This is a genomic window from Marinobacterium ramblicola (genome assembly GCF_019084545.1).
GTDB classification, from domain to species: domain Bacteria; phylum Pseudomonadota; class Gammaproteobacteria; order Pseudomonadales; family Balneatricaceae; genus Marinobacterium_D; species Marinobacterium_D ramblicola.
This window is the reverse complement of the sequence record NZ_JAHREP010000037.1, coordinates 20027-38126: the sequence shown is the minus strand read 5'-3', so window position 1 is coordinate 38126 and position 18100 is coordinate 20027. Positions and strand designations below refer to the sequence as shown.

15 protein-coding genes are annotated in these 18100 nt (G+C 61.7%); 6 read left to right on the top strand and 9 right to left on the bottom strand.

The window, feature by feature from the left end; genetic code table 11:
• The 3 genes from KQ940_RS21115 to trpB all read left to right on the top strand — a co-directional run.
• A partial coding sequence (locus KQ940_RS21115) for a 4Fe-4S dicluster domain-containing protein (RefSeq protein ID WP_217416628.1) occupies window positions 1–299 on the top strand: 299 nt, incomplete at its 5' end.
• Window positions 300–404: 105 nt separating this feature from the next.
• On the top strand, window positions 405–2543 hold the full coding sequence (gene fadB / locus KQ940_RS21110) for a fatty acid oxidation complex subunit alpha FadB (protein ID WP_217416627.1): 2139 nt from the start codon (window positions 405–407) through the stop codon (window positions 2541–2543).
• A 164-nt stretch (window positions 2544–2707) separates the two neighbouring features.
• Window positions 2708–3910 carry a tryptophan synthase subunit beta gene (gene trpB / locus KQ940_RS21105; RefSeq protein WP_217416626.1) on the top strand — a complete coding sequence of 401 codons (1203 nt, stop codon included), beginning with the start codon at window positions 2708–2710 and terminating at the stop codon, window positions 3908–3910.
• A 183-nt stretch (window positions 3911–4093) separates the two neighbouring features.
• Here the strand turns inward: trpB and KQ940_RS21100 are convergent, their stop codons facing one another.
• The 4 genes from KQ940_RS21100 to KQ940_RS21085 all read right to left on the bottom strand — a co-directional run bounded on the left by KQ940_RS21100 (window position 4094) and on the right by KQ940_RS21085 (window position 9053).
• The gene (locus tag KQ940_RS21100) at window positions 4094–4498 is read right to left on the bottom strand and encodes a DUF5615 family PIN-like protein (RefSeq protein ID WP_217416625.1); all 405 of its coding nucleotides are present in this window, start codon (window positions 4496–4498) and stop codon (window positions 4094–4096) included.
• Window positions 4482–5183, bottom strand: coding sequence for a MerR family transcriptional regulator (locus tag KQ940_RS21095; RefSeq protein WP_217416624.1), 702 nt, complete (start codon window positions 5181–5183; stop codon window positions 4482–4484). The genes KQ940_RS21100 and KQ940_RS21095 overlap by 17 nt, the downstream gene beginning before the upstream one ends.
• Before the next feature lie 112 nt (window positions 5184–5295).
• Window positions 5296–8178: a valine--tRNA ligase gene (locus KQ940_RS21090; RefSeq protein ID WP_217416630.1), complete on the bottom strand. Its 2883-nt coding sequence runs from the start codon at window positions 8176–8178 to the stop codon at window positions 5296–5298.
• 122 nt (window positions 8179–8300) lie between these two features.
• Window positions 8301–9053: a M15 family metallopeptidase gene (locus KQ940_RS21085; protein ID WP_217416623.1), complete on the bottom strand. Its 753-nt coding sequence runs from the start codon at window positions 9051–9053 to the stop codon at window positions 8301–8303.
• Between the two features lie 147 nt (window positions 9054–9200).
• On the opposite strand from KQ940_RS21085, the gene KQ940_RS21080 reads away from it, so the two are divergent.
• From KQ940_RS21080 to KQ940_RS21070, 3 genes are all read left to right on the top strand, one after another.
• The gene (locus KQ940_RS21080) at window positions 9201–9902 is read left to right on the top strand and encodes a response regulator (RefSeq protein WP_217416622.1); all 702 of its coding nucleotides are present in this window, start codon (window positions 9201–9203) and stop codon (window positions 9900–9902) included.
• A gap of 9 nt (window positions 9903–9911) precedes the next feature.
• Window positions 9912–11048 (top strand): sensor histidine kinase, encoded by a 1137-nt coding sequence (locus KQ940_RS21075; RefSeq protein ID WP_217416621.1) that lies wholly within the window; start codon window positions 9912–9914, stop codon window positions 11046–11048.
• Window positions 11049–11182: 134 nt separating this feature from the next.
• Window positions 11183–11638 carry a hypothetical protein gene (locus KQ940_RS21070; protein ID WP_217416620.1) on the top strand — a complete coding sequence of 152 codons (456 nt, stop codon included), beginning with the start codon at window positions 11183–11185 and terminating at the stop codon, window positions 11636–11638.
• A 111-nt stretch (window positions 11639–11749) separates the two neighbouring features.
• On the opposite strand, the gene KQ940_RS21065 is transcribed toward KQ940_RS21070, so the two are convergent.
• The 5 genes from KQ940_RS21065 to KQ940_RS21045 all read right to left on the bottom strand — a co-directional run bounded on the left by KQ940_RS21065 (window position 11750) and on the right by KQ940_RS21045 (window position 18095).
• Entirely contained in the window at window positions 11750–13153 is a 1404-nt protein-coding gene (locus KQ940_RS21065; RefSeq protein WP_217416619.1) for an NAD(P)(+) transhydrogenase (Re/Si-specific) subunit beta, read from the bottom strand.
• Between the two features lie 10 nt (window positions 13154–13163).
• The gene (locus KQ940_RS21060) at window positions 13164–14729 is read right to left on the bottom strand and encodes a Re/Si-specific NAD(P)(+) transhydrogenase subunit alpha (protein WP_217416618.1); all 1566 of its coding nucleotides are present in this window, start codon (window positions 14727–14729) and stop codon (window positions 13164–13166) included.
• Window positions 14730–14982: 253 nt separating this feature from the next.
• A complete protein-coding gene (locus KQ940_RS21055) occupies window positions 14983–16176 on the bottom strand; it encodes an ABC transporter permease (RefSeq protein WP_217416617.1) in 1194 nt (397 codons plus the stop codon).
• Entirely contained in the window at window positions 16169–17386 is a 1218-nt protein-coding gene (locus KQ940_RS21050) for an ABC transporter permease (protein ID WP_217416616.1), read from the bottom strand. Before KQ940_RS21050 ends, KQ940_RS21055 begins: the two co-directional genes overlap by 8 nt.
• Window positions 17373–18095, bottom strand: a complete 723-nt coding sequence (locus KQ940_RS21045; RefSeq protein ID WP_217416615.1) for an ABC transporter ATP-binding protein — start codon at window positions 18093–18095, stop codon at window positions 17373–17375. The genes KQ940_RS21050 and KQ940_RS21045 overlap by 14 nt, the downstream gene beginning before the upstream one ends.
• Between the last annotated feature and the right edge of the window lie 5 nt (window positions 18096–18100).

The following is an 18100-nucleotide window of genomic DNA, read 5'->3' as shown; positions in this document are numbered from 1 at the left end:
ACAAGCTCTCCTCGGTGTTCCTGTCCAACACCAACCACGAGGAGGACCAGCCCAGCCATCTGCAGTTGAAGGATCCGAGCATCCCGATCGCGCAGAACCTGCCCCGATTCGCCGAACCTGCCCAGCGCTACTGCCCGGCCGGGGTGTATGAGGTAGTGGAGGATGCCGAGGGTCCGCGCTTTCAGATCAACGCGCAGAACTGCGTGCACTGCAAAACCTGCGATATCAAGGACCCGGCACAGAACATCACCTGGGTGGTACCGGAGGGTGGCGGCGGGCCGAACTATCCCAATATGTAGCAGGCCGAATATGTAAGCGGGCTTGATATATGAGCCGGTTCCATATGATAGCCGGGGGTAAACCTGATGGCCGACAGGGCCAATTAAAATGATGAGGATGCATAGATGTACAGCGGTAATACCCTGAGCCTGAGCCCTGTGGCCGATGCAGTTGGACTGGTCGAACTGGTACTCGATCGTCAGGGTAGCTCGGTCAATTCACTTAACCAGGCAACGCTGGAAGAGCTTGAGGCTGTCGTCGAGCTGCTCGAGTCGGCAGGGGGTGTGCAGGGATTGCTGATCAGCAGCGCGAAGGCCGCTTTCGTCGTGGGGGCTGACGTGTTCGAGTTTCCCGAGCGCTTCGCTGGTCAACCCGAGGGGTTGATGCCTTGGCTTGAGCGGACACACAGGCTCTTTTGCCGTATCGAGAACCTGCCCTTCCCAAGCGTAGCCGCAGTCAGCGGTCTGGCGTTGGGTGGCGGGTTGGAGCTGGCATTGGCTGCCGATGCCCGCGTGCTGGGCGACTCCGCCCGGGTCGGTTTTCCCGAAGTGAACTTGGGGCTCTGTCCGGGTTGGGGCGGCACGGTACGTATGAGTCGCCTGATCGGCTCGGTACCGGCGCTGGAGATGATGTTGTCCGGCAAACCGGTGAACGCGAAACGTGCCGTCGAGCTAGGCATCGCTGCGTCCCAGGTCGCTGAGTCAGAGTTGCACAGCGCCGCGCTTGCACATCTTCAACGCCTGGTGGCGGGGGAGATCGACTGGCGTACCGCGCGGACAAGGAAGAAGACGGCTCTGAGTGCCCAGGATCCGGCGATCGATGAGCAAAGCGAAACCTTCATGGCTCGTTTTTCCAGCTATCTGAACCCCCACTACCCTGCACCGCGCCGGATGATTGCACTGCTGCTGGAGCATGCAGGTCTTGACTTCGAGCAGGCACTGGAGCGTGAGCGCCACTGCTTCGCGACGCTGGCAGGCTCGCCGGAGGCGGCCAGTCTGGTCGGGCTGTTCATCAATGAGCAGCAGGTACGTCAGCGCGCCAAACAGCCGCGGGGCAGTGTTACACCGGTTGCCAAGGCGGCGGTACTCGGCGCGGGAATCATGGGCGGCGGTATCGCTTACCAGTCGGCCATGAGTGGTACGTCGGTGGTGCTCAAGGATATCCGCCAGGAGGCGCTGGATCTCGGTCTGTCCACGGCGGCTGGTTTGATGGCCAAGCAGGTGGAAAAAGGGCGCCTCAGCGTCGAGCAGGAGCGGGTCTGCCTTGAGAGGATCACGACCACGCTGGACTACGCGCCGCTGGGCGAGGTCGGCCTGGTGGTCGAGGCGGTGGTCGAGAACGAGGCGATCAAGTCGGCGGTACTCAAGGAGAGCGAAGCGGTGCTGCCGGAATCCGCGATCCTGACCAGCAACACCTCCACCATCTCCATCTCTGGCCTGGCCAAGGGATTGCAGCGGCCGGAGCGTTTTTGCGGTATGCACTTCTTCAACCCGGTGCCGCTGATGCCGCTGGTGGAGGTGATCCGCGGCGAGCAGAGCGGTGATGAGGCGATCGCCTCGACACTGAGCTACGCGCTGAGCCTGGGTAAGATCCCGATCCTGGTCAACGACTGCCCGGGCTTCCTGGTCAATCGTGTGCTTTTCCCCTATTTCAACGCCTTCAACCGCCTGTTACACGACGGTGTCGATTTTCAGCGTATCGACCGGGTGATGGAGGTGTTCGGCTGGCCGATGGGACCGGCCTACCTGGCCGACGTGATCGGCCTGGACACCATGGTCCACGCCGACCGGGTACTGCAGGCGGGTTACCCTGAGCGGATGGGGCACGACGATAAACCGATCATCGAGTGGTTGCTGGAGCAGGGTGCGTTGGGGCAGAAGAACGGTCGTGGTTTCTATGACTACAGTGGCGGGGCACGGAGCAAGCGGGCCGATCAGCGGGCGTTGCAACTGATCGATGACAAGGTGTCCCGCGTCATTGAGATCAGTGACCAGGAGATCGTCGACCGGATGATGATCCCGCTCTGTCTCGAATCCTATCTCTGTCTTAGCGAGGGGGTGGTGGACACCGCCGCCGAGGTCGATATGGGGCTGATCCTGGGGCTGGGGTTCCCGAAGTTTCGCGGCGGAGCGCTGCGCTATATCGACCAATATGGCGCCGCAGGCTTCGCCGAGCGGGTGGACGCTTGTCGCGAACTCGGTGCCCTGTACCGGGTGCCGGACGCGTTCCGGGACCATGTTCGTGCGGGGCGTAACTTCTTCTGACGGGGTTTCGTGTCCACTTTAAAAGGAGCGGAGGCTCCTTTTTTGTGTCCGTTGACCTGAGACAGGCTGTTATCGGTTCAGGACCTATGTCTCGGTTGTGTCTAACGTGATTTGAAATTATCGTGTTAGTCGATTTTTGTGTATCAAATAACAGGGCGGTGCATATGGGTTATCTAAAGCAATATCCAAACAACGAAGGTTATTTCGGCGAGTTCGGTGGTGCATTTTTGCCGCCTCAGCTTGAGTCCCAATTTGCCGAGATCAACCGCGCTTACCTGACCCTGGGACGCTCCGCTGATTTCCTCAATGAACTGCGTTACATCCGCAAGCACTACCAGGGGCGGCCGACGCCGGTCTACTACGCGCACAACCTGAGCCGTGAAGTGGGCGCGCATATCTACCTCAAGCGCGAGGACCTGAACCACTCCGGCGCGCATAAGCTGAACCACTGCATGGCGGAAGCGTTGCTGGCCAAGCATATGGGCAAGACCAAGCTGATCGCCGAGACCGGCGCCGGGCAGCACGGCGTGGCACTGGCTACCGCGGCAGCCTATTTCGGCATGGAGTGCGAGATCCATATGGGTGAGATCGATATCGCCAAGGAGTCGCCCAACGTCACCCGCATGAAGCTGCTCGGTGCCGAGGTGGTGCCGGTCGGTTTCGGCGGCCGCAGCCTGAAGGAGGCGGTGGACTCCGCGTTCCAGTCCTATCTGGGGCAGGCGGAGACGGCGCTGTTCGCCATCGGATCCGTTGTCGGGCCGCATCCCTTCCCGCTGATGGTACGAGATTTCCAGTCGGTGATCGGCTTCGAGGCGCGGGATCAGTTCCTGGAGATGGTCGGTGAGCTGCCGGACCAGGTCGGTGCCTGTGTCGGTGGTGGCTCCAACGCCATGGGGCTGTTCAGTGCCTTCCTCGATGATGAGGGGGTCAGCCTCAACGGTGTCGAGCCGTTGGGCAAGGGCACCAAACTTGGCGAGCACTCGGCCACCATGACCTTCGGCAAGCCAGGGATGATCCACGGCTTCAAATGCTTGCTGCTGACCGACGACGAGGGCAACCCGGCGCCGGTGCACTCCATCGCTTCCGGCCTCGACTATCCGGGCGTCGGTCCCGAGCACTCCTTCCTCAAGACCGAGGGCAAGGTGAACTACCACGCAATCAGCGATGACGAGACGCTGGATGCGTTCTACAAGCTGTCGCGTATGGAGGGGATCATCCCGGCGCTGGAGAGTGCCCATGCGGTGGCCTGGGCGATGAAGCACGGCCGGGAAAACCCGGGACAGACGATTCTGATCAACCTGTCCGGACGCGGTGACAAGGATATCGACTACGTGACCGAGAACTTCGGTTTCGCCCCCAAGGGTTGATGCCGGTAGCGCTGGCTAACCTGCCGTATAAGCCGCAGTAACGAAAAAGCCCGCCTTAGTTTACGGGGCGGGCTTCAACTTGCTGGGTATCCTACCCTGCATTAGGTTTACATATTTTTTCGCTCAATTTCGGTAGGACTCGAAACTGAGAAGAGGCCAACTCTATTGGTTAGTAGTTGGGCGTTAAAGCTTCGATTGCTCGAAGGTGGCTTTGCCTCCCATTCTCCACCGAACCCGGAATGCCGCTCCTCCGCTTATGCGTTCGGCTTGTTCGATAATGTAGGGCCACCATTGTACTAAACGATGTGACTTATCCCAGAATTCGGCTTTTGCCCACTGCTTATCAAGATTGAAAAGAATCAGTCCGCTTCGACGTATCGCTTCTTTTTCATGGTCGGCCTTTTTTAGACGGTCCTGCGTAATTACGATCCACCCGCCTTCTGAAGCTAGAGTACGGATCCACTCCACATCGGGTGTGGATTGGTCAAATCGCTCTTTTAAGTGGATAACGAGGTGGTCTTCCCCGCAGAGTTCGTTGATTGCGCGGGCAAGGCGAGGGGGGAGATTGTGGTCAATGAAGAACTTCATTAGCAGCAATCCTTTGCTCGAAGTTTATTGCAGCTTCTACCAAGTCCTTTGGTATCTCAAACAAGTCGGAAACGCGTTTAATGCTGCTATCCTCGGCCTGCCAGCTTGAGTATAGCGCTTCAGTTGTTATTCCGTAATCGTGCAGGATTGGCTTTCCAAATGCTCGGCTGGGATCTAACACCACCTTTCTGGATCGAGGAATCGGAAACCAACGAGCCGCCAGTTGGTTGTCGTTGTATTCAATACCCGCATAGAGCGAGTGCGACACTATCTGTTTAAATACATATTGTTTTTTGACCAAATCCATCAAACTTTCATCGCCGGTCTCTTCTAGCGTGTCGGCAAAGATAGACCGGCCATCAGTCAGGAATTTCTGGCAGGTAAAGGGGTAGGGAGAGGCAAAAAACTCTTTTGCATGGGCCGCGGCAGCTCTGATGGACTGCAGACTGACGCCGTGCTGTCTAAAGGCATCGACAAAGCGCACTTCCAGAAGGTCATGGAAGCTGATGTTGTCGCCAACGTCGGCATCTGCCAGCTCGGGTGTCCACAACGCATTGGCGCCGACTAGCGTTCCTGGCTGCTTTGGACCGTCGAATAGCCAGCGCCTGATCTTACGGGATTCGATACCGGTAAGAGCGGCAGCCTCTGGAATGCTGTATATGCCTACGCCGATCAGTTCTTTCATACTTTAACCCCATCCCTGACTTCTGCCTGAATTCTAGATCATCCAATGATCTGAAAGGAACTCGGATATCCTATATTGAAGGGGGCCGCGGCCCCCTCCTTAACTCAAGCTATCAGAGCGCCTCGATCTTGGCGTACTGCTCCTTCAGCGTTTCGAACGACTCCTGCGCGGCGGTGATCTTCTCGCGCTCTTTGGCGACCACCTCTTCCGGGGCGTTGGCGACGAACTTCTCGTTGGCCAGCTTGCCCTCGACGCGCTTGATCTCGCCGGTCAGGCGGTCCAGCTCCTTCTGCAGGCGGGCCAGTTCCGCGTCCTTGTCGATCAGACCGGCCATCGGTACCAGCACTTCCATTTTGCCGACCAGCTTGGTCACCGCCATTGGGGCTTTATCGTCCGGCTCCAGCCACTTGATCTCGCTCAGTTTGGCCAGCTTGGTCAGGGAGATGTAGCTTTCGCGCAGGCGGCGGAAATCCTCGTCGCTGCCGTTGTGGATCAGTACCTCCAGCTCCTTGCCCGGGCCGATGTTCATCTCGCCGCGGATGTTGCGGATGCTGACGATCACCTCCTGCAGCCACTCCACATCGGCCTCGGCGGCCTCGTCGATCAGCTCGGCCACCGGCTGCGGGTAGCGCTGCAGCATGATGGTGTCGCCCTCCTTGCCGGCCAGGCCCTTGATCTGCTGCCAGATCTCCTCGGTGATGAACGGCATCATCGGGTGGGCCAGGCGCAGGATCGCCTCCAGTACCCGCACTAGGGTGCCGCGGGTACCACGACGCAGGGCGGCCAGGCGCTCCTTCTCCTCGGCGGTTTCACCCTCGGAGGTATCCCAGAGCACCGGCTTGGACAGCTCCAGGTACCAGTCGCAGTACTGGTTCCAGATGAAGTCGTACAGCGATTGGGCGGCCAGGTCGAAACGGTACTCGTCCAGGTGACGGATCACCGTCTCCTCGGTGCGCTGCAGCGCGCTGATGATCCAGCGGTCGGCCAGGGTCAGCAGCACCTCTTCGTTGTGCTGGCCGCAGTCCTGGCCCTCGGTGTTGGTCAGCACATAGCGGGCGGCGTTCCAGATCTTGTTGCAGAAGTTGCGGTAGCCCTCCAGGCGCTTCATGTCCCAGTTGATGTCGCGACCGGTGGAGGCCAGCGCCGCCAGCGTGAAGCGCAGCGCATCGGTACCGTGGGCGGAGATCCCCTCCGGGAACTGCTTTTCGGTACGCTTGCCGATCTTCTCCGCCAGTTGCGGCTGCATCATGTTACCGCAGCGCTTCTCCAGCAGCTCGGGCAGGCCGATGCCGTCGATCATGTCCAGCGGGTCGAGTACGTTGCCCTTGGACTTGGACATCTTGTCGCCGCTCTCGTCGCGGATCAGGCCGGTGACGTAGACGGTCTTGAACGGTACCTGCGGCTTGCCGTCTTCATCCTTCATGAAGTGCAGGGTCATCATGATCATGCGTGCGACCCAGAAGAAGATGATGTCGAAGCCGGTGACCAGGGTATCGGTGGGGTGGAAGGTGCGCAGGCGTTCGGTGTCTTCCGGCCAGCCCAGGGTGCCGAAGGTCCACAGCGCCGAGCTGAACCAGGTGTCGAGCACGTCGTCGTCCTGGCGCAGTTCCAGCTCCAGGTCCAGACCGTACTTCTCGCGTGCCGCTTCCGCCGAGTTGGCGACGTAGACGTTGCCGGCGTTGTCGTAGAACGCCGGGATGCGGTGTCCCCACCAGAGCTGGCGGGAGATACACCAGTCCTGGATATCGCGCATCCAGGCGAAGTACATGTTCTCGTACTGCTTGGGCACGAACTTGATATCGCCGTTCTCGACCGCCTCGATGGCGGGCTTGGCCAGGGTCTTGGCATCGCAGAACCACTGGTCGGTCAGCATCGGTTCGATCACTACGCCGCCACGGTCGCCGTAGGGCACGGTCATCGCGTTCTCTTCGATCTTGACCAAGAGACCTGCCTCTTCGAATGCGGCGACGATCTGACGACGGGCCTCGAAACGCTCCAGGCCGCGGTATTGCTCAGGCAGGGTCGGGTCGAGATCGGCATTGACGCTGCCGTCGAAGTTGAACACCTGCGCCTCTTCGCGGATATCGGCGTTCAGCGTCAGCACGTTGACCAGCGGCAGCTGTTGGCGCTTGCCCACCTGGTAGTCGTTGAAGTCGTGGGCCGGGGTGATCTTTACGCAGCCGGTGCCCTTCTCCATGTTGGCGTACTCGTCGGCGACGATCGGGATGCGACGACCGACCAGCGGCAGCTCGACGAACGTGCCGACCAGGTTGTCGTAGCGCTCATCCTCCGGGTTGACCGCCACGCCGGTATCGCCAAGCATGGTTTCCGGACGGGTGGTGCCGACCACGATGTAGTCCAGGCCGTCCTTGGTCTTGACGCCATCGGCCAGCGGGTAGCGCAGGTACCACATCTTGCCCTTGACCTCGCGGTTCTCCACTTCCAGGTCGGAGATCGCGGTGTGCAGTTTCGGATCCCAGTTGACCAGGCGCTTGCCGCGGTAGATCAGCCCCTCGTCGTGCAGGCGGATGAACACCTCCTGCACGGCGTGGTAGAAGCCGGAGTCCATGGTGAAGCGTTCGGTGGGCCAGTCCACCGAGTTGCCCAGGCGACGCATCTGCCCGGTGATGGTACCGCCGGACTGTTCTTTCCATTCCCAGACTTTTTCGATGAAGGCGTCGCGACCGAGGTCGTAGCGGCTCTCGCCGGTTTCGGCGGCCAGTTTGCGCTCGACCACCATCTGGGTGGCGATACCGGCGTGGTCGGTGCCGACCTGCCACAGGGTGTTTTTGCCCTGCATGCGGCGGTAGCGGATCAGCGCGTCCATGATGGTGTGCTGGAAGGCGTGGCCCATGTGCAGGCTGCCGGTGACGTTGGGCGGCGGGATCATGATGCTGTAGGCATCGCCACTGCCCGAGGGGGCGAAGTAGTTACGCTCTTCCCACGTCTTGTACCAGTTCTGTTCGATCTCGTTGGGCTGGTAGGTCTTGTCCATGCGGTCTGTCATGTCTTGAAATCCGGCAGCGTGATTGCGCCTGCGGTGAAGGCGCGCAGGGCGATTCGAAAACCGGACATTATACAGGCTCGGACCGCCCGGTTACAGGGCGTGGTGACGGATCAGCGCGGCGTCAACTGCTGCTGCCACAGATGCTCCAGCGAGGGCATATGAGTGGCGCCGTAGCGCGCGCCGGGTTCGCCGCTGTACCAGGCCCAGAGCTGGTCGCCGAAGTCGTAGTGCCACCACTCGGAGGGCAGGTTGCTGAAGCCGGCGGAGGTCATCGCCCGGTAGAGTATGCGGCGGTGGTGGCGGGCCGGCAACGCCTGCATCGAATGGTCGGCATCCTCCGCTTCCAGCGCCGCGGTAAACGACAACGGACTGGCCTCATCGAACCGGGTGCCCATGTCGATCAGGCGGCCGTCGCTGTCGGCCAGGCAGACATCTACAGCGCCACCGGTCAGGTGGGGGCTGGGTGACTCGCTATCGGTGCTCGGCGGCGAGACCAGCTCACGGGCGCGCAGTACCAGCTGCTCTTCCGTGAGTTCGGGATTGGCATGTTGCATCAGGTTGAGCAGGGTATCGTACAGATACTGCTGCACACTGAACGGACGCCAGCCATCCAGTACCACCAGCTGTACCCCGTCCGGCAGCGCACGAGCGGCCTCGAGCAGGCGGTCGAATACTCCCAGACGCAGGTGACACTCGGGCACGGCACCGGATATTCGCTGCTGGAAATAGGCGGGCCAGGTCAGCCACTCCCGGCACAGGCTGGCGGGCTGTAGGTGCTCGCCGCACTCTTGTATCGGTATTGCCTGCAGTTGTGTCCAATCGGGCATCGGCAGGGAGGGGATAACAGGCTGTTCTGTTTGCATTCAACGGGTCCATAGGCGTGTTTACCCCTTTACCTTAGCGGTATCCGCGTCGGCTTGATACAGGGGCTTTTGCGTTTGGGTTGGGAGCGCCTAATCTTTTATTCAAGAGTAAAAAGATGTCCCACTCCCGGTGGGCGGGTTGCACGCATGACAACACCGCAACAGCGGCCGGTGCTGGTGATCGAGGACGACCGCCACATTGCTGCCCTGGTAAAAACCTATCTCGAGCATGAGGGGTTCCAGGCGTTGGTCGCCACCGATGGCGAGCAGGGCTTGGCCGTTGCGCTGGCGCAGCAGCCCCGGCTGGTGATTCTGGATCTGATGCTGCCGCACCTGGATGGCTGGGAGGTGTGCCGTCGCCTGCGTGCCGAATCCGAGGTGCCGGTACTGGTGCTGAGTGCCCGCGGCGAGGAGGTGGACCGGGTGATGGGGTTTGCCATCGGCGCCGATGACTATGTGGTCAAACCGTTCAGCCCCCGCGAGCTGATGGAGAGGGTGAAAGCGATACTGCGCCGGGTGGAGCGCAGCGAACAGGCTGATGCGTCACGGTTGAACCAGGGCGGGTTGAGCCTGGATCGGGAGGCGCATGAGGCCAGGCTGGTGGATCGTGAGTTGGCGCTGACACCGACCGAGTTTCGGCTGTTGGAGGTGCTGATGACACACCCCGGAAGGGTCTATTCCCGTTCGGCACTGCTGAACCAGATCAATCAGCATGGCGAGGTGGTGGTCGAGCGGGTGATCGACGTGCATGTCGGCAAGTTGCGGCGCAAGATCGAAAGCGACAGCGCGCATCCACACTATATCGAAACGGTGCGAGGGATAGGTTACCGGTTCAACCCCCAGGCCTAGGAGAGCGTCATGCATAACCGTCTGCTCTGGCGCCTGATTGCGATCAACGCCCTGATCATCGCCACGGTGATCCTGGTAGTCTGGTTGGCTATCGACTATCTGGCGGCGAGCTACTTCATGGTGCTGATGGATGAGTACCATATCTCGCCGGAGGATGCCCACGGCCTGTTCCTCGACTCCATCCACCACTATCTGATCTGGGGCAGCCTGCTGGCGCTCGCGCTCTCCCTCGTCCTTAGCTTTCTGCTGACACGACGAGTACTGCGCCCGCTCTCGCGGATGGCGGATGTGACCCGGCGCGTCGCCGCCGGCGATTACAGCGCCAGAGTCGGGCTGGAGGGGGAGGACGAGATCGCCCGGCTGGGGCAGGCGTTCGATCGGATGACCGCCGCGCTGGCCCGGTTGGAGCAGCAGCGCGAACAGATGGTGGCCGACGCCGCTCACGAGTTGCGCACACCGCTGAGTAATATTCAGGGCTACCTGGAAGCGATGCGTGACGGTGTCATCGCGCCCTCGGAGGGGGTGTGGTCGATGCTGCTGGATGAGGTTCAGCGGCTGACCAAACTGGCCGAGTCGCTGCTCGATCTGGCCCGGGCCGACGCCGCCCGCAGCGACCTCAACCTGCAGCCGCTGTCGTTGATCGCCCTTTTCGAGGAGGCGTTGGAGCTAGGTCGCCCGCTGCTGGAAACGCGTGGTATCCGGGTCGAGTGCGCGCTAGCGGCGGCGGGCGACCGGGTCTATGCCGATCCCGACAAGCTGCGTCAGATACTGCGCAACCTGATCGAGAACGCCGGTCACTACGCCAGTGAAGGTGGTCGGCTACGGATTGAGCTGTGTCGGCAGCAGGAGTCTGCGCGGCTCAGCCTATGTAATGACGGGCAAACCTTTAACTCCGACGATGCGCCCTACGTATTTGAGCGCTTCTTTCGCGCCGACCGTTCGCGGGCGCGGGGTAAAGGAGTTGCCGGTATCGGTCTGGCGATCGTCAAGGAACTGGTCGAGGCGCAGGGCGGAGAGGTCGGCGCACGGGTCAGCGACGGGCAGACCGAGATCTATCTGACCCTGCCTCTGGCGCCCCATGCCGCAACCGCGATCGAAGAGACCAGGTTGCCTTTGTCTGACGGTACGACACCGCTTGCACGATGACGGCCTTTACCGTTTGTTTACATAGCCTTTATCCATGCTTTACCGGCAATGATTAATCTCTGGTGTGAAAGCTGTTTTTCCTGCAATCACACTCGAAACGCTGGGCGGGATAGTCCCGTCCAGGGAGGTTGATCATGTTAACCCGATTTTGCTCTTCGCTATTTATCACCTTGATGCTGTTGGTGCCGGGCTTTGCTCAGGCAGGGCAGCCCAACTTCATGCCGTCGCTTTGGGGCGATGGCGTGCTCTGGGGCACCAAGGGCACTACCGAACTGCCAGCTCCAACGGACAATAATCTGCAATCCTTCGATGCGCTCTACGTGATTATCAACAACCCGGACGCGGTTCAGTTTCCGGTTTCGGAAGCGGCGCCGGGCAATCCTGCCTACAACGGCGGGCGTTGGTTTACCCACACGGTGATGTGGACCGAGGAGGGGCTTGCCGCTCACGATCCGGTGCCTGTGCTGACCTCTTACGAGGATATTCTCTTTCATGAGAGCCTGGGGCATCTGTTGATCGTATCCGGCAGTTTTGACGGCGGGCCGCCTGCTTACTTCCAGTGCCCGATGTTGCCCGTGTTGGGATATTGATCGGACGGAGCTCAACCCGACAGGGCTCAATCGGACGGAGCTTGGAGGTTTGAATGGCAGGTAGAAAAGAACAGACCGGCAGTTGCCGGTCTGTTGTTGTTTCGCGAGCGATTACTCGCTGAGGTGTTTCAGCACCGCATCCACACTGTCCTTGGCATCGCCGAACAGCATGCGGGTGTTGTCCTTGTAGAACAGCGGGTTGTCCACCCCGGCGTAGCCGGTGCTCATGCCGCGCTTGAGCACGATGGTGGTCTTGCCATTCCACGGCTCCAGGACCGGCATACCGGCGATGGGGCTGTCCGGTACCTCCTGGGCGGCCGGGTTGACGATATCGTTGGCGCCGATGACGATGGAGACATCCACGTTGGGGAAGTCGGCGTTGATCTCGTCCATCTCGTAGACGATATCGTAGGGCACCTTGGCCTCGGCCAGCAGCACGTTCATGTGTCCTGGCATACGTCCGGCTACCGGGTGGATACCGAAGCGTACGTTGACACCTTTGTCCTTCAGCTTCTTGCTGATCTCGTACACCGTGTGCTGCGCCTGGGCCACGGCCATACCGTAACCGGGCAGAATCATCACCTCTTTGGCGTGGGCCAGCATGTCGGCCACTTCGTCCGCCTGGATCGGCTTGATATCCGCTTCGCTGCCGGCCGGACCTGCGGCACCCGCACCCCCTGAGCTCTTGTTGCCGAAGCCGCCGAGGATGACGTTGAGGAACTTGCGGTTCATCGCCTTGCACATGATGTAGCTGAGGATCGCACCGCTGGAGCCGACCAGGGCACCGACCACGATCAGCAGGTCGTTGCCGAGCATGAAGCCCATCGCCGCCGCGGCCCAGCCGGAGTAGCTGTTCAGCATCGACACCACCACCGGCATGTCGGCACCGCCGATGGCGACCACCATGTGCACACCAAACACCAGCGCGATCAGGGTCATCAGCACCAGCCAAACGATACCACCCTCGGGTGCTGCCGCGACGTATTCGAAGCAGAACCCGATCGCGGCAAGTAACAGGAACAAATTGAAAATGTGCCTACCCGGCAGTTGCAGCGGCTTGCCGCTGATTTTGGCCGACAGCTTCAGGTAGGCGCAGACCGAACCGGAGAAGGTCATGGCGCCGATCAGGATGCCGAGATAGGTCTCGGTGGCGTGGATCGCCTGCTCGACACTGCTCATGGCCGCACCATGCTCCAGCGCATTGGCCCAGCCGACGAACACCGCCGCCAGACCCACCAGGCTGTGCAGGATCGCGACCAGCTCCGGCATCTGGGTCATCTCGACCTTCTTCGCCAGGTACCAGCCGATGGCGCCGCCGGCGACGATGCCGACGATCAGGACAAAGTGGTTCTGGGTAACCAGCCCGATGATGGTGACCAGCAGCGCCAGGCCCATGCCGAGCATGCCGTAGAAGTTGCCGCGGCGGGCGCTCTCCTGATGGGCGAGGCCGCCGAGGGCCATGATGAACAGCGCGCTGGCGGCGATGTATGAAACTGTGATTATGCCTGCATTCATTGTCGGCTCCTTATTTCCTGAACATCCGCAGCATGCGCTGGGTGACGGCGAAGCCGCCGACAATGTTGATACTGGTGATGAACACCGCCAGCGTCGCCAGTATCACCACCAGCGGACTGTCGCTGGAGATCTGGATCAACGCGCCGATGACGATGATGCTACTGATGGCATTGGTTACGCTCATCAACGGCGTATGCAGCGAGTGCGATACGCCCCAGATCACCATGTAGCCGATAAAGCAGGAGAGCACGAACACGGTCAGGTGACCGATGAACTCCGGCGGAGCCACCGAGCCCAGGCCGAACAGCGCCAGACCGGCCAGCGCCAGCGGCACCAGGAACGCCAGCGGATGCGCCGGTTTCGCTTCCGGTTTCTCCAGCTGCGCCTTGGCTTTGATGCCGACATCCTCTTTCGGCGCCAGCGAGATGCGCGGTGCCGGTGGCGGCCAGGTGATCTTGCCCTCCTTGACCACGGTGGCGCCGCGGATCACCTCGTCCTCCATATTGACGACGATCTCGCCGTTCTTCTCCGGACACAGGTCGGTCAGCAGGTGACGCAGGTTGGTGGCGTAGAGCTGGCTCGACTGCGCGGCCAGACGGCTGGGCAGGTTGGTGTAGCCGATCAGGGTGACGCCGTGCTTGACCACCACCTTGTTGGCTTCGGTCAGCTTGCAGTTACCGCCCGCTTCGGCGGCCAGGTCGACGATGACGCTGCCCGGCTTCATGTTGGCGACCATGCGCTCGGTGATCAGCTCAGGCGCCGGCTTGCCCGGGATCAGCGCGGTGGTGATGATGATATCCACCTCGGCGGCCTGGGACGCGAACAGGTCCATCTCCGCCTTGATGAACTCGGGGCTCATGGTCTTGGCGTAGCCGCCCTGGCCGCTGCCGCTTTCATCTTCCGGGAAGTCGAGCATCAGGAACTCGGCGTCCATGCTCTCGACCTGCTCCTTCACTTCGGGGCGGGTGTCGAAGGCACGCACGATGGCGCCCATGCTCTTGGCCGCGCCGATGGCGGCAAGACCGGCAACACCGGCGCCGATCACCAGCACCTTGGCCGGCGGGATCTTGCCGGCGGCGGTGATCTGGCCGGTGAAGAAGCGGCCGAAGTGCTGCGCGGCCTCGACCACGGCACGGTAACCGGCGATGTTGGCCATGGAGCTGAGCGCATCCATCTTCTGGGCGCGGGAGATACGCGGCACGGAATCCATCGCCAGCGCGGTGATGCCGTGGTTGGCCAGTTCCTGCAGCAGCTCCGGGTTCATCGCCGGGTAGAGGAAGCTGATCAGGGTCTGGCCCGGCTTCATCAGCTCGACGCCGAAGAAACCCAGCTCCGGGTGCTCCTTGGGTGGGCGGATGTGCAGAATAATGTCGGATTCGCGCCAGATATCGCGAGGATCCTCGACGATCTCGACGCCGACCTTGCGGTACTCCTCGTCGGAGAAATTGGCGGCCACACCTGCCTGGGTTTCGATCGCCAGGGTGAAACCGAGCTTCTGCAACTGGGTGGCGACCTCGGGAGTCAGCGCGACGCGCTTTTCTCCCTCTTCGATCTCTTTTGGTACACCTATTCGCATCTGTCTCTACTCTCTTGAGTCAAATTGGAAATCTGCTTCGCAGTGCGCCGATTGCGACGCGTAGCTATCGATGCTGCGTATTCTGTTGGCCATACGGCGACCTTGCTACAGCCTGAAAGTCTCAATCAGAGGGTCCAAAGGACCTGTTTTGTAGCAAAAGCTGACCATGCTGGAAGGGCATTGTAGGGAGGAAAAAACACTGACACGTTTCTAGGAGCGTCTTACACCTGCGTTGCTTCGGCATTTCAGGCGTTTATTCGCTCTGCAAAGCGGTAACCGGATTCAGTCTGGCGGCCTGCCGCGCCGGCAATACGCCTGCCAGCAAGCCGACGATCGCGGACAGCCCCAACGCCAGCAGCAGGAACAGCGGACTGATCTGGATCGGCAGTGCGGGAATGGTCAGCGCCAGCAAGCCGAGGAAGAGTGCCGAGAGCAGCAACCCGGCGACACCGCCAGCCAGTGCCAGCAGCAGTGCCTCACTCAGAAACAGCAGCAATACCTGACGTGAGGTGGCGCCGAGCGCCCGAAGCAGGCCGATCTCGCTACGCCGCTCGCGCACGGTGGTCACCATGATGGTGAGGATGCCGATGGCGCCGACCAGCAACGAAATGCCGCCCAGACCACCGATCGCCAGAGTCAGGATGCCGAGGATACGGTCCAGGCTCGACAGCATCTCGTCCTGGGTGATGATGGTGAAATCCTCGCCGCCGTGGCGGGCGATCAGCCGGGCACGGATCCGCTCCGCCATCGCCTGGGCCGTGGTCGCCGCCTGGTAGGTGATATCCACCTCCATCAGCCCGGCGCGATTGAATAGACTCAGCGCGCGATCGATGGGGATATAGACGATATCGTCCAGGTCGAAACCGAGCATCTGCCCCTTCTCCTCCATCACACCGACCACGCGGTAGCGCTCGCCGCCGACGCGGATGAACCGGCCCAGCGGATTGGTTTCGCCAAACAGCTCATTGCGCACCTTGTGGCCCAGCACGGCAAAGGGCTGGGAGTAACCGCCGCTGTCGGGCAGATAGCGCCCCAGTACCACGTTGAACTGCCAGGCGGCGGCCGCATCGGGGCCGGTGCCGAGGATATCGGTGTGGCGTACACGATTACCGTACTCGATCGCGCCGGCGCCCTGCACGATCGGCACTACATGGATGGCGTAGGGCAGCGTACGGAGACTTTGTGCATCTTCCAGGCTGATCGGGCGGGTGCTGGAGAGGATGCCGCCCATGCCGCCGGTCTGCGCCTTGCCCGGGGTTACGGCGACGATGCGGCTGCCGAACTGGGAGAAGTTTTCCAGCACGTAGAGGCGCAGCCCCTCGCCGAGGGTGGTCAGCATCAGCACCGCCGCAATGCCGATGGCGATGCCGAGGATGGTAAGGGCGCTGCGCATGCGGCCCGAGCGCAGCGTGCCCAGGGTCAGGCGTAGATAGTCCTGGCTAAGCATCGTGCACCTCGCCGCGCAGTGCCAATACCGGTGCCAGGTGTGCGGCCCGGCTGGCCGGCAGCCAGGCAAACAGGGTGGCGACGCCGAGCGCGATCACCAGGCTGCCGCTGAGCGCCCAGAACGGTACCGATACCGGAAACTGGGGCCAGATGCTGTGGCCAAGCCAGAGCAGGGCGTAACCCGAGGCGATGCCGAGCAGCGCACCCAGTGTCGACAGCATCAGCGCTTCGCTGAGAAACAGCAGTCGCACCAGGTTGGCGCTGGCGCCGAGCGCCTTGAGCAGACCAATCTCGGCGGTGCGCTGGCTGACGCTGATCAGGGTGATGTTCATGATCAGGATACCGGCCACCACCAGGCTGATCGCGGCGATGGCGCCCACCGACAGGGTCAACAGATGCAGAATGTCGGAGAAGGCTCCGAGCAGTGCATCCTGGGTGATCAGGGTGACATCGCGCTCGCCGCCGTGACGCTGCTGCATCAGCTCGAGTACGCGCTGGCGGGCACTGTCGAACGAGGCGCCCGGACGCACCTGGAGCAGCACACGGAACATCCCCTGGGTATTGAATATCTGCTGTGCCGAGGCGACCGGAATAATGACCTGGTTGCTGACATCCATCCCCAGCGACTCGCCGCGATCCTCGACAATACCGATGACGCGGAAGCGACGGTCGCCGACCCGTATCCACTCACCGAGCGCCGGGGCGGCGCCGAACAGGATTTCGCGCACCTCCGGGCCGATGACGCAGACCGATCCCGCCTGCTCCAGTGTTGCCTGGGGTAGCGCCTGCCCCTGCTGCATGCTGAGCTGGCGCAGGTCGAAGAAACGTGCGCTGGTGCCCAGGGTCAGGATTTCGCGGTTGCGACCGCCCACGTAAACCTGGGCGTTGCCGACGATCAGTGGCGCCACCATCTGGATCTCGGGCAGCCGCTCCAGCGCAGCCACATCCTCCAGGGTGATATCCCGGGTGCCCTCGCCGGTCAGCGGCGGCAGGCCGCCAGTGGTCTCCTTGCGTCCCGGCAGCATGATCAGGGTGTCCTGGCCGAGCAGGGAGAATTCGTCGAGCACGAAGCGTCGTGCCCCTTCACCGAGTCCGGTCAGCAGCAGGACCGCGGCGACGCCGACGGCGGTGGCGAGCAGGATCATCAGGGTGCGGAACCACTGCCGCAGCAGCAGGTGCAGGTTGAACTGAATCAGGTCAGCGACGCGCATCGGCTCTGTCCGATTCGCTGTTGACGGTGTTGCCGTCGCCATCGGTTTCGCGGATCAACGCGCCATCCTGCATCCACAGCCGGCGTCGAGCACGGCCGCCTATGGCCGGGTCGTGGGTCACCACCAGCAGGGTGATCCCCTCGCCGTTGAGCTCCTCGAGCAGCGAGATCACTTCACCACTGGCGTGGCTGTCCAGGTTGCCGGTGGGCTCGTCGGCCAGCAGCAGGGCGGGGCGGCGGATCACCGCGCGGGCGATGGCGACCCGCTGGCGCTGTCCGCCCGAGAGCTGGTGAGGGTGGTGGGTGGCGTGATGCTCGAGGCCCAGGCGTTCGAGCAGTTCATCTACCCGGGGTTTGCGTTCACGAGGCGGTACGCCGGTCAGGACCAGCGGCAGTTCGATATTCTCGCGGGCGCTGAGACGGTCGATCAGGTGGTAGGCCTGAAACACGAAACCGATCCGCTGATTGCGCACCCGTGCATGCTGCTCCTCGCTCAGCGCGCCCATCTCCTGCTCTTCCAGCCAGTAGCGTCCGCTATCCGGCGTGTCGAGCAGGCCGAGCATGTTCAGCAGCGTCGACTTGCCCGAGCCGGAGGGACCCATGACGGACAGATAGTCACCGGCTTCGATGCACAGGTCGAAATGATCGAGTGCATGCACGCTTTCGCCACCCAGGTGGTAGGTTTTGCACAGCTGCTCGAGGCGGATCATCGGGG

What these genes read in the sequence shown, in the direction of transcription:
- fadB (WP_217416627.1), top strand. Translation starts at nt 405, where the DNA reads ATGTACAGCGGTAATACCCTGAGCCTGAGCCCTGTGGCCGATGCAGTT.
- trpB (WP_217416626.1), top strand. Translation starts at nt 2,708, where the DNA reads ATGGGTTATCTAAAGCAATATCCAAACAACGAAGGTTATTTCGGCGAG.
- KQ940_RS21100 (WP_217416625.1), bottom strand. Translation starts at nt 4,498, where the DNA reads ATGAAGTTCTTCATTGACCACAATCTCCCCCCTCGCCTTGCCCGCGCA.
- KQ940_RS21095 (WP_217416624.1), bottom strand. Translation starts at nt 5,183, where the DNA reads ATGAAAGAACTGATCGGCGTAGGCATATACAGCATTCCAGAGGCTGCC.
- KQ940_RS21090 (WP_217416630.1), bottom strand. Translation starts at nt 8,178, where the DNA reads ATGGACAAGACCTACCAGCCCAACGAGATCGAACAGAACTGGTACAAG.
- KQ940_RS21085 (WP_217416623.1), bottom strand. Translation starts at nt 9,053, where the DNA reads ATGCAAACAGAACAGCCTGTTATCCCCTCCCTGCCGATGCCCGATTGG.
- KQ940_RS21080 (WP_217416622.1), top strand. Translation starts at nt 9,201, where the DNA reads ATGACAACACCGCAACAGCGGCCGGTGCTGGTGATCGAGGACGACCGC.
- KQ940_RS21075 (WP_217416621.1), top strand. Translation starts at nt 9,912, where the DNA reads ATGCATAACCGTCTGCTCTGGCGCCTGATTGCGATCAACGCCCTGATC.
- KQ940_RS21070 (WP_217416620.1), top strand. Translation starts at nt 11,183, where the DNA reads ATGTTAACCCGATTTTGCTCTTCGCTATTTATCACCTTGATGCTGTTG.
- KQ940_RS21065 (WP_217416619.1), bottom strand. Translation starts at nt 13,153, where the DNA reads ATGAATGCAGGCATAATCACAGTTTCATACATCGCCGCCAGCGCGCTG.
- KQ940_RS21060 (WP_217416618.1), bottom strand. Translation starts at nt 14,729, where the DNA reads ATGCGAATAGGTGTACCAAAAGAGATCGAAGAGGGAGAAAAGCGCGTC.
- KQ940_RS21055 (WP_217416617.1), bottom strand. Translation starts at nt 16,176, where the DNA reads ATGCTTAGCCAGGACTATCTACGCCTGACCCTGGGCACGCTGCGCTCG.
- KQ940_RS21050 (WP_217416616.1), bottom strand. Translation starts at nt 17,386, where the DNA reads ATGCGCGTCGCTGACCTGATTCAGTTCAACCTGCACCTGCTGCTGCGG.
- KQ940_RS21045 (WP_217416615.1), bottom strand. Translation starts at nt 18,095, where the DNA reads ATGATCCGCCTCGAGCAGCTGTGCAAAACCTACCACCTGGGTGGCGAA.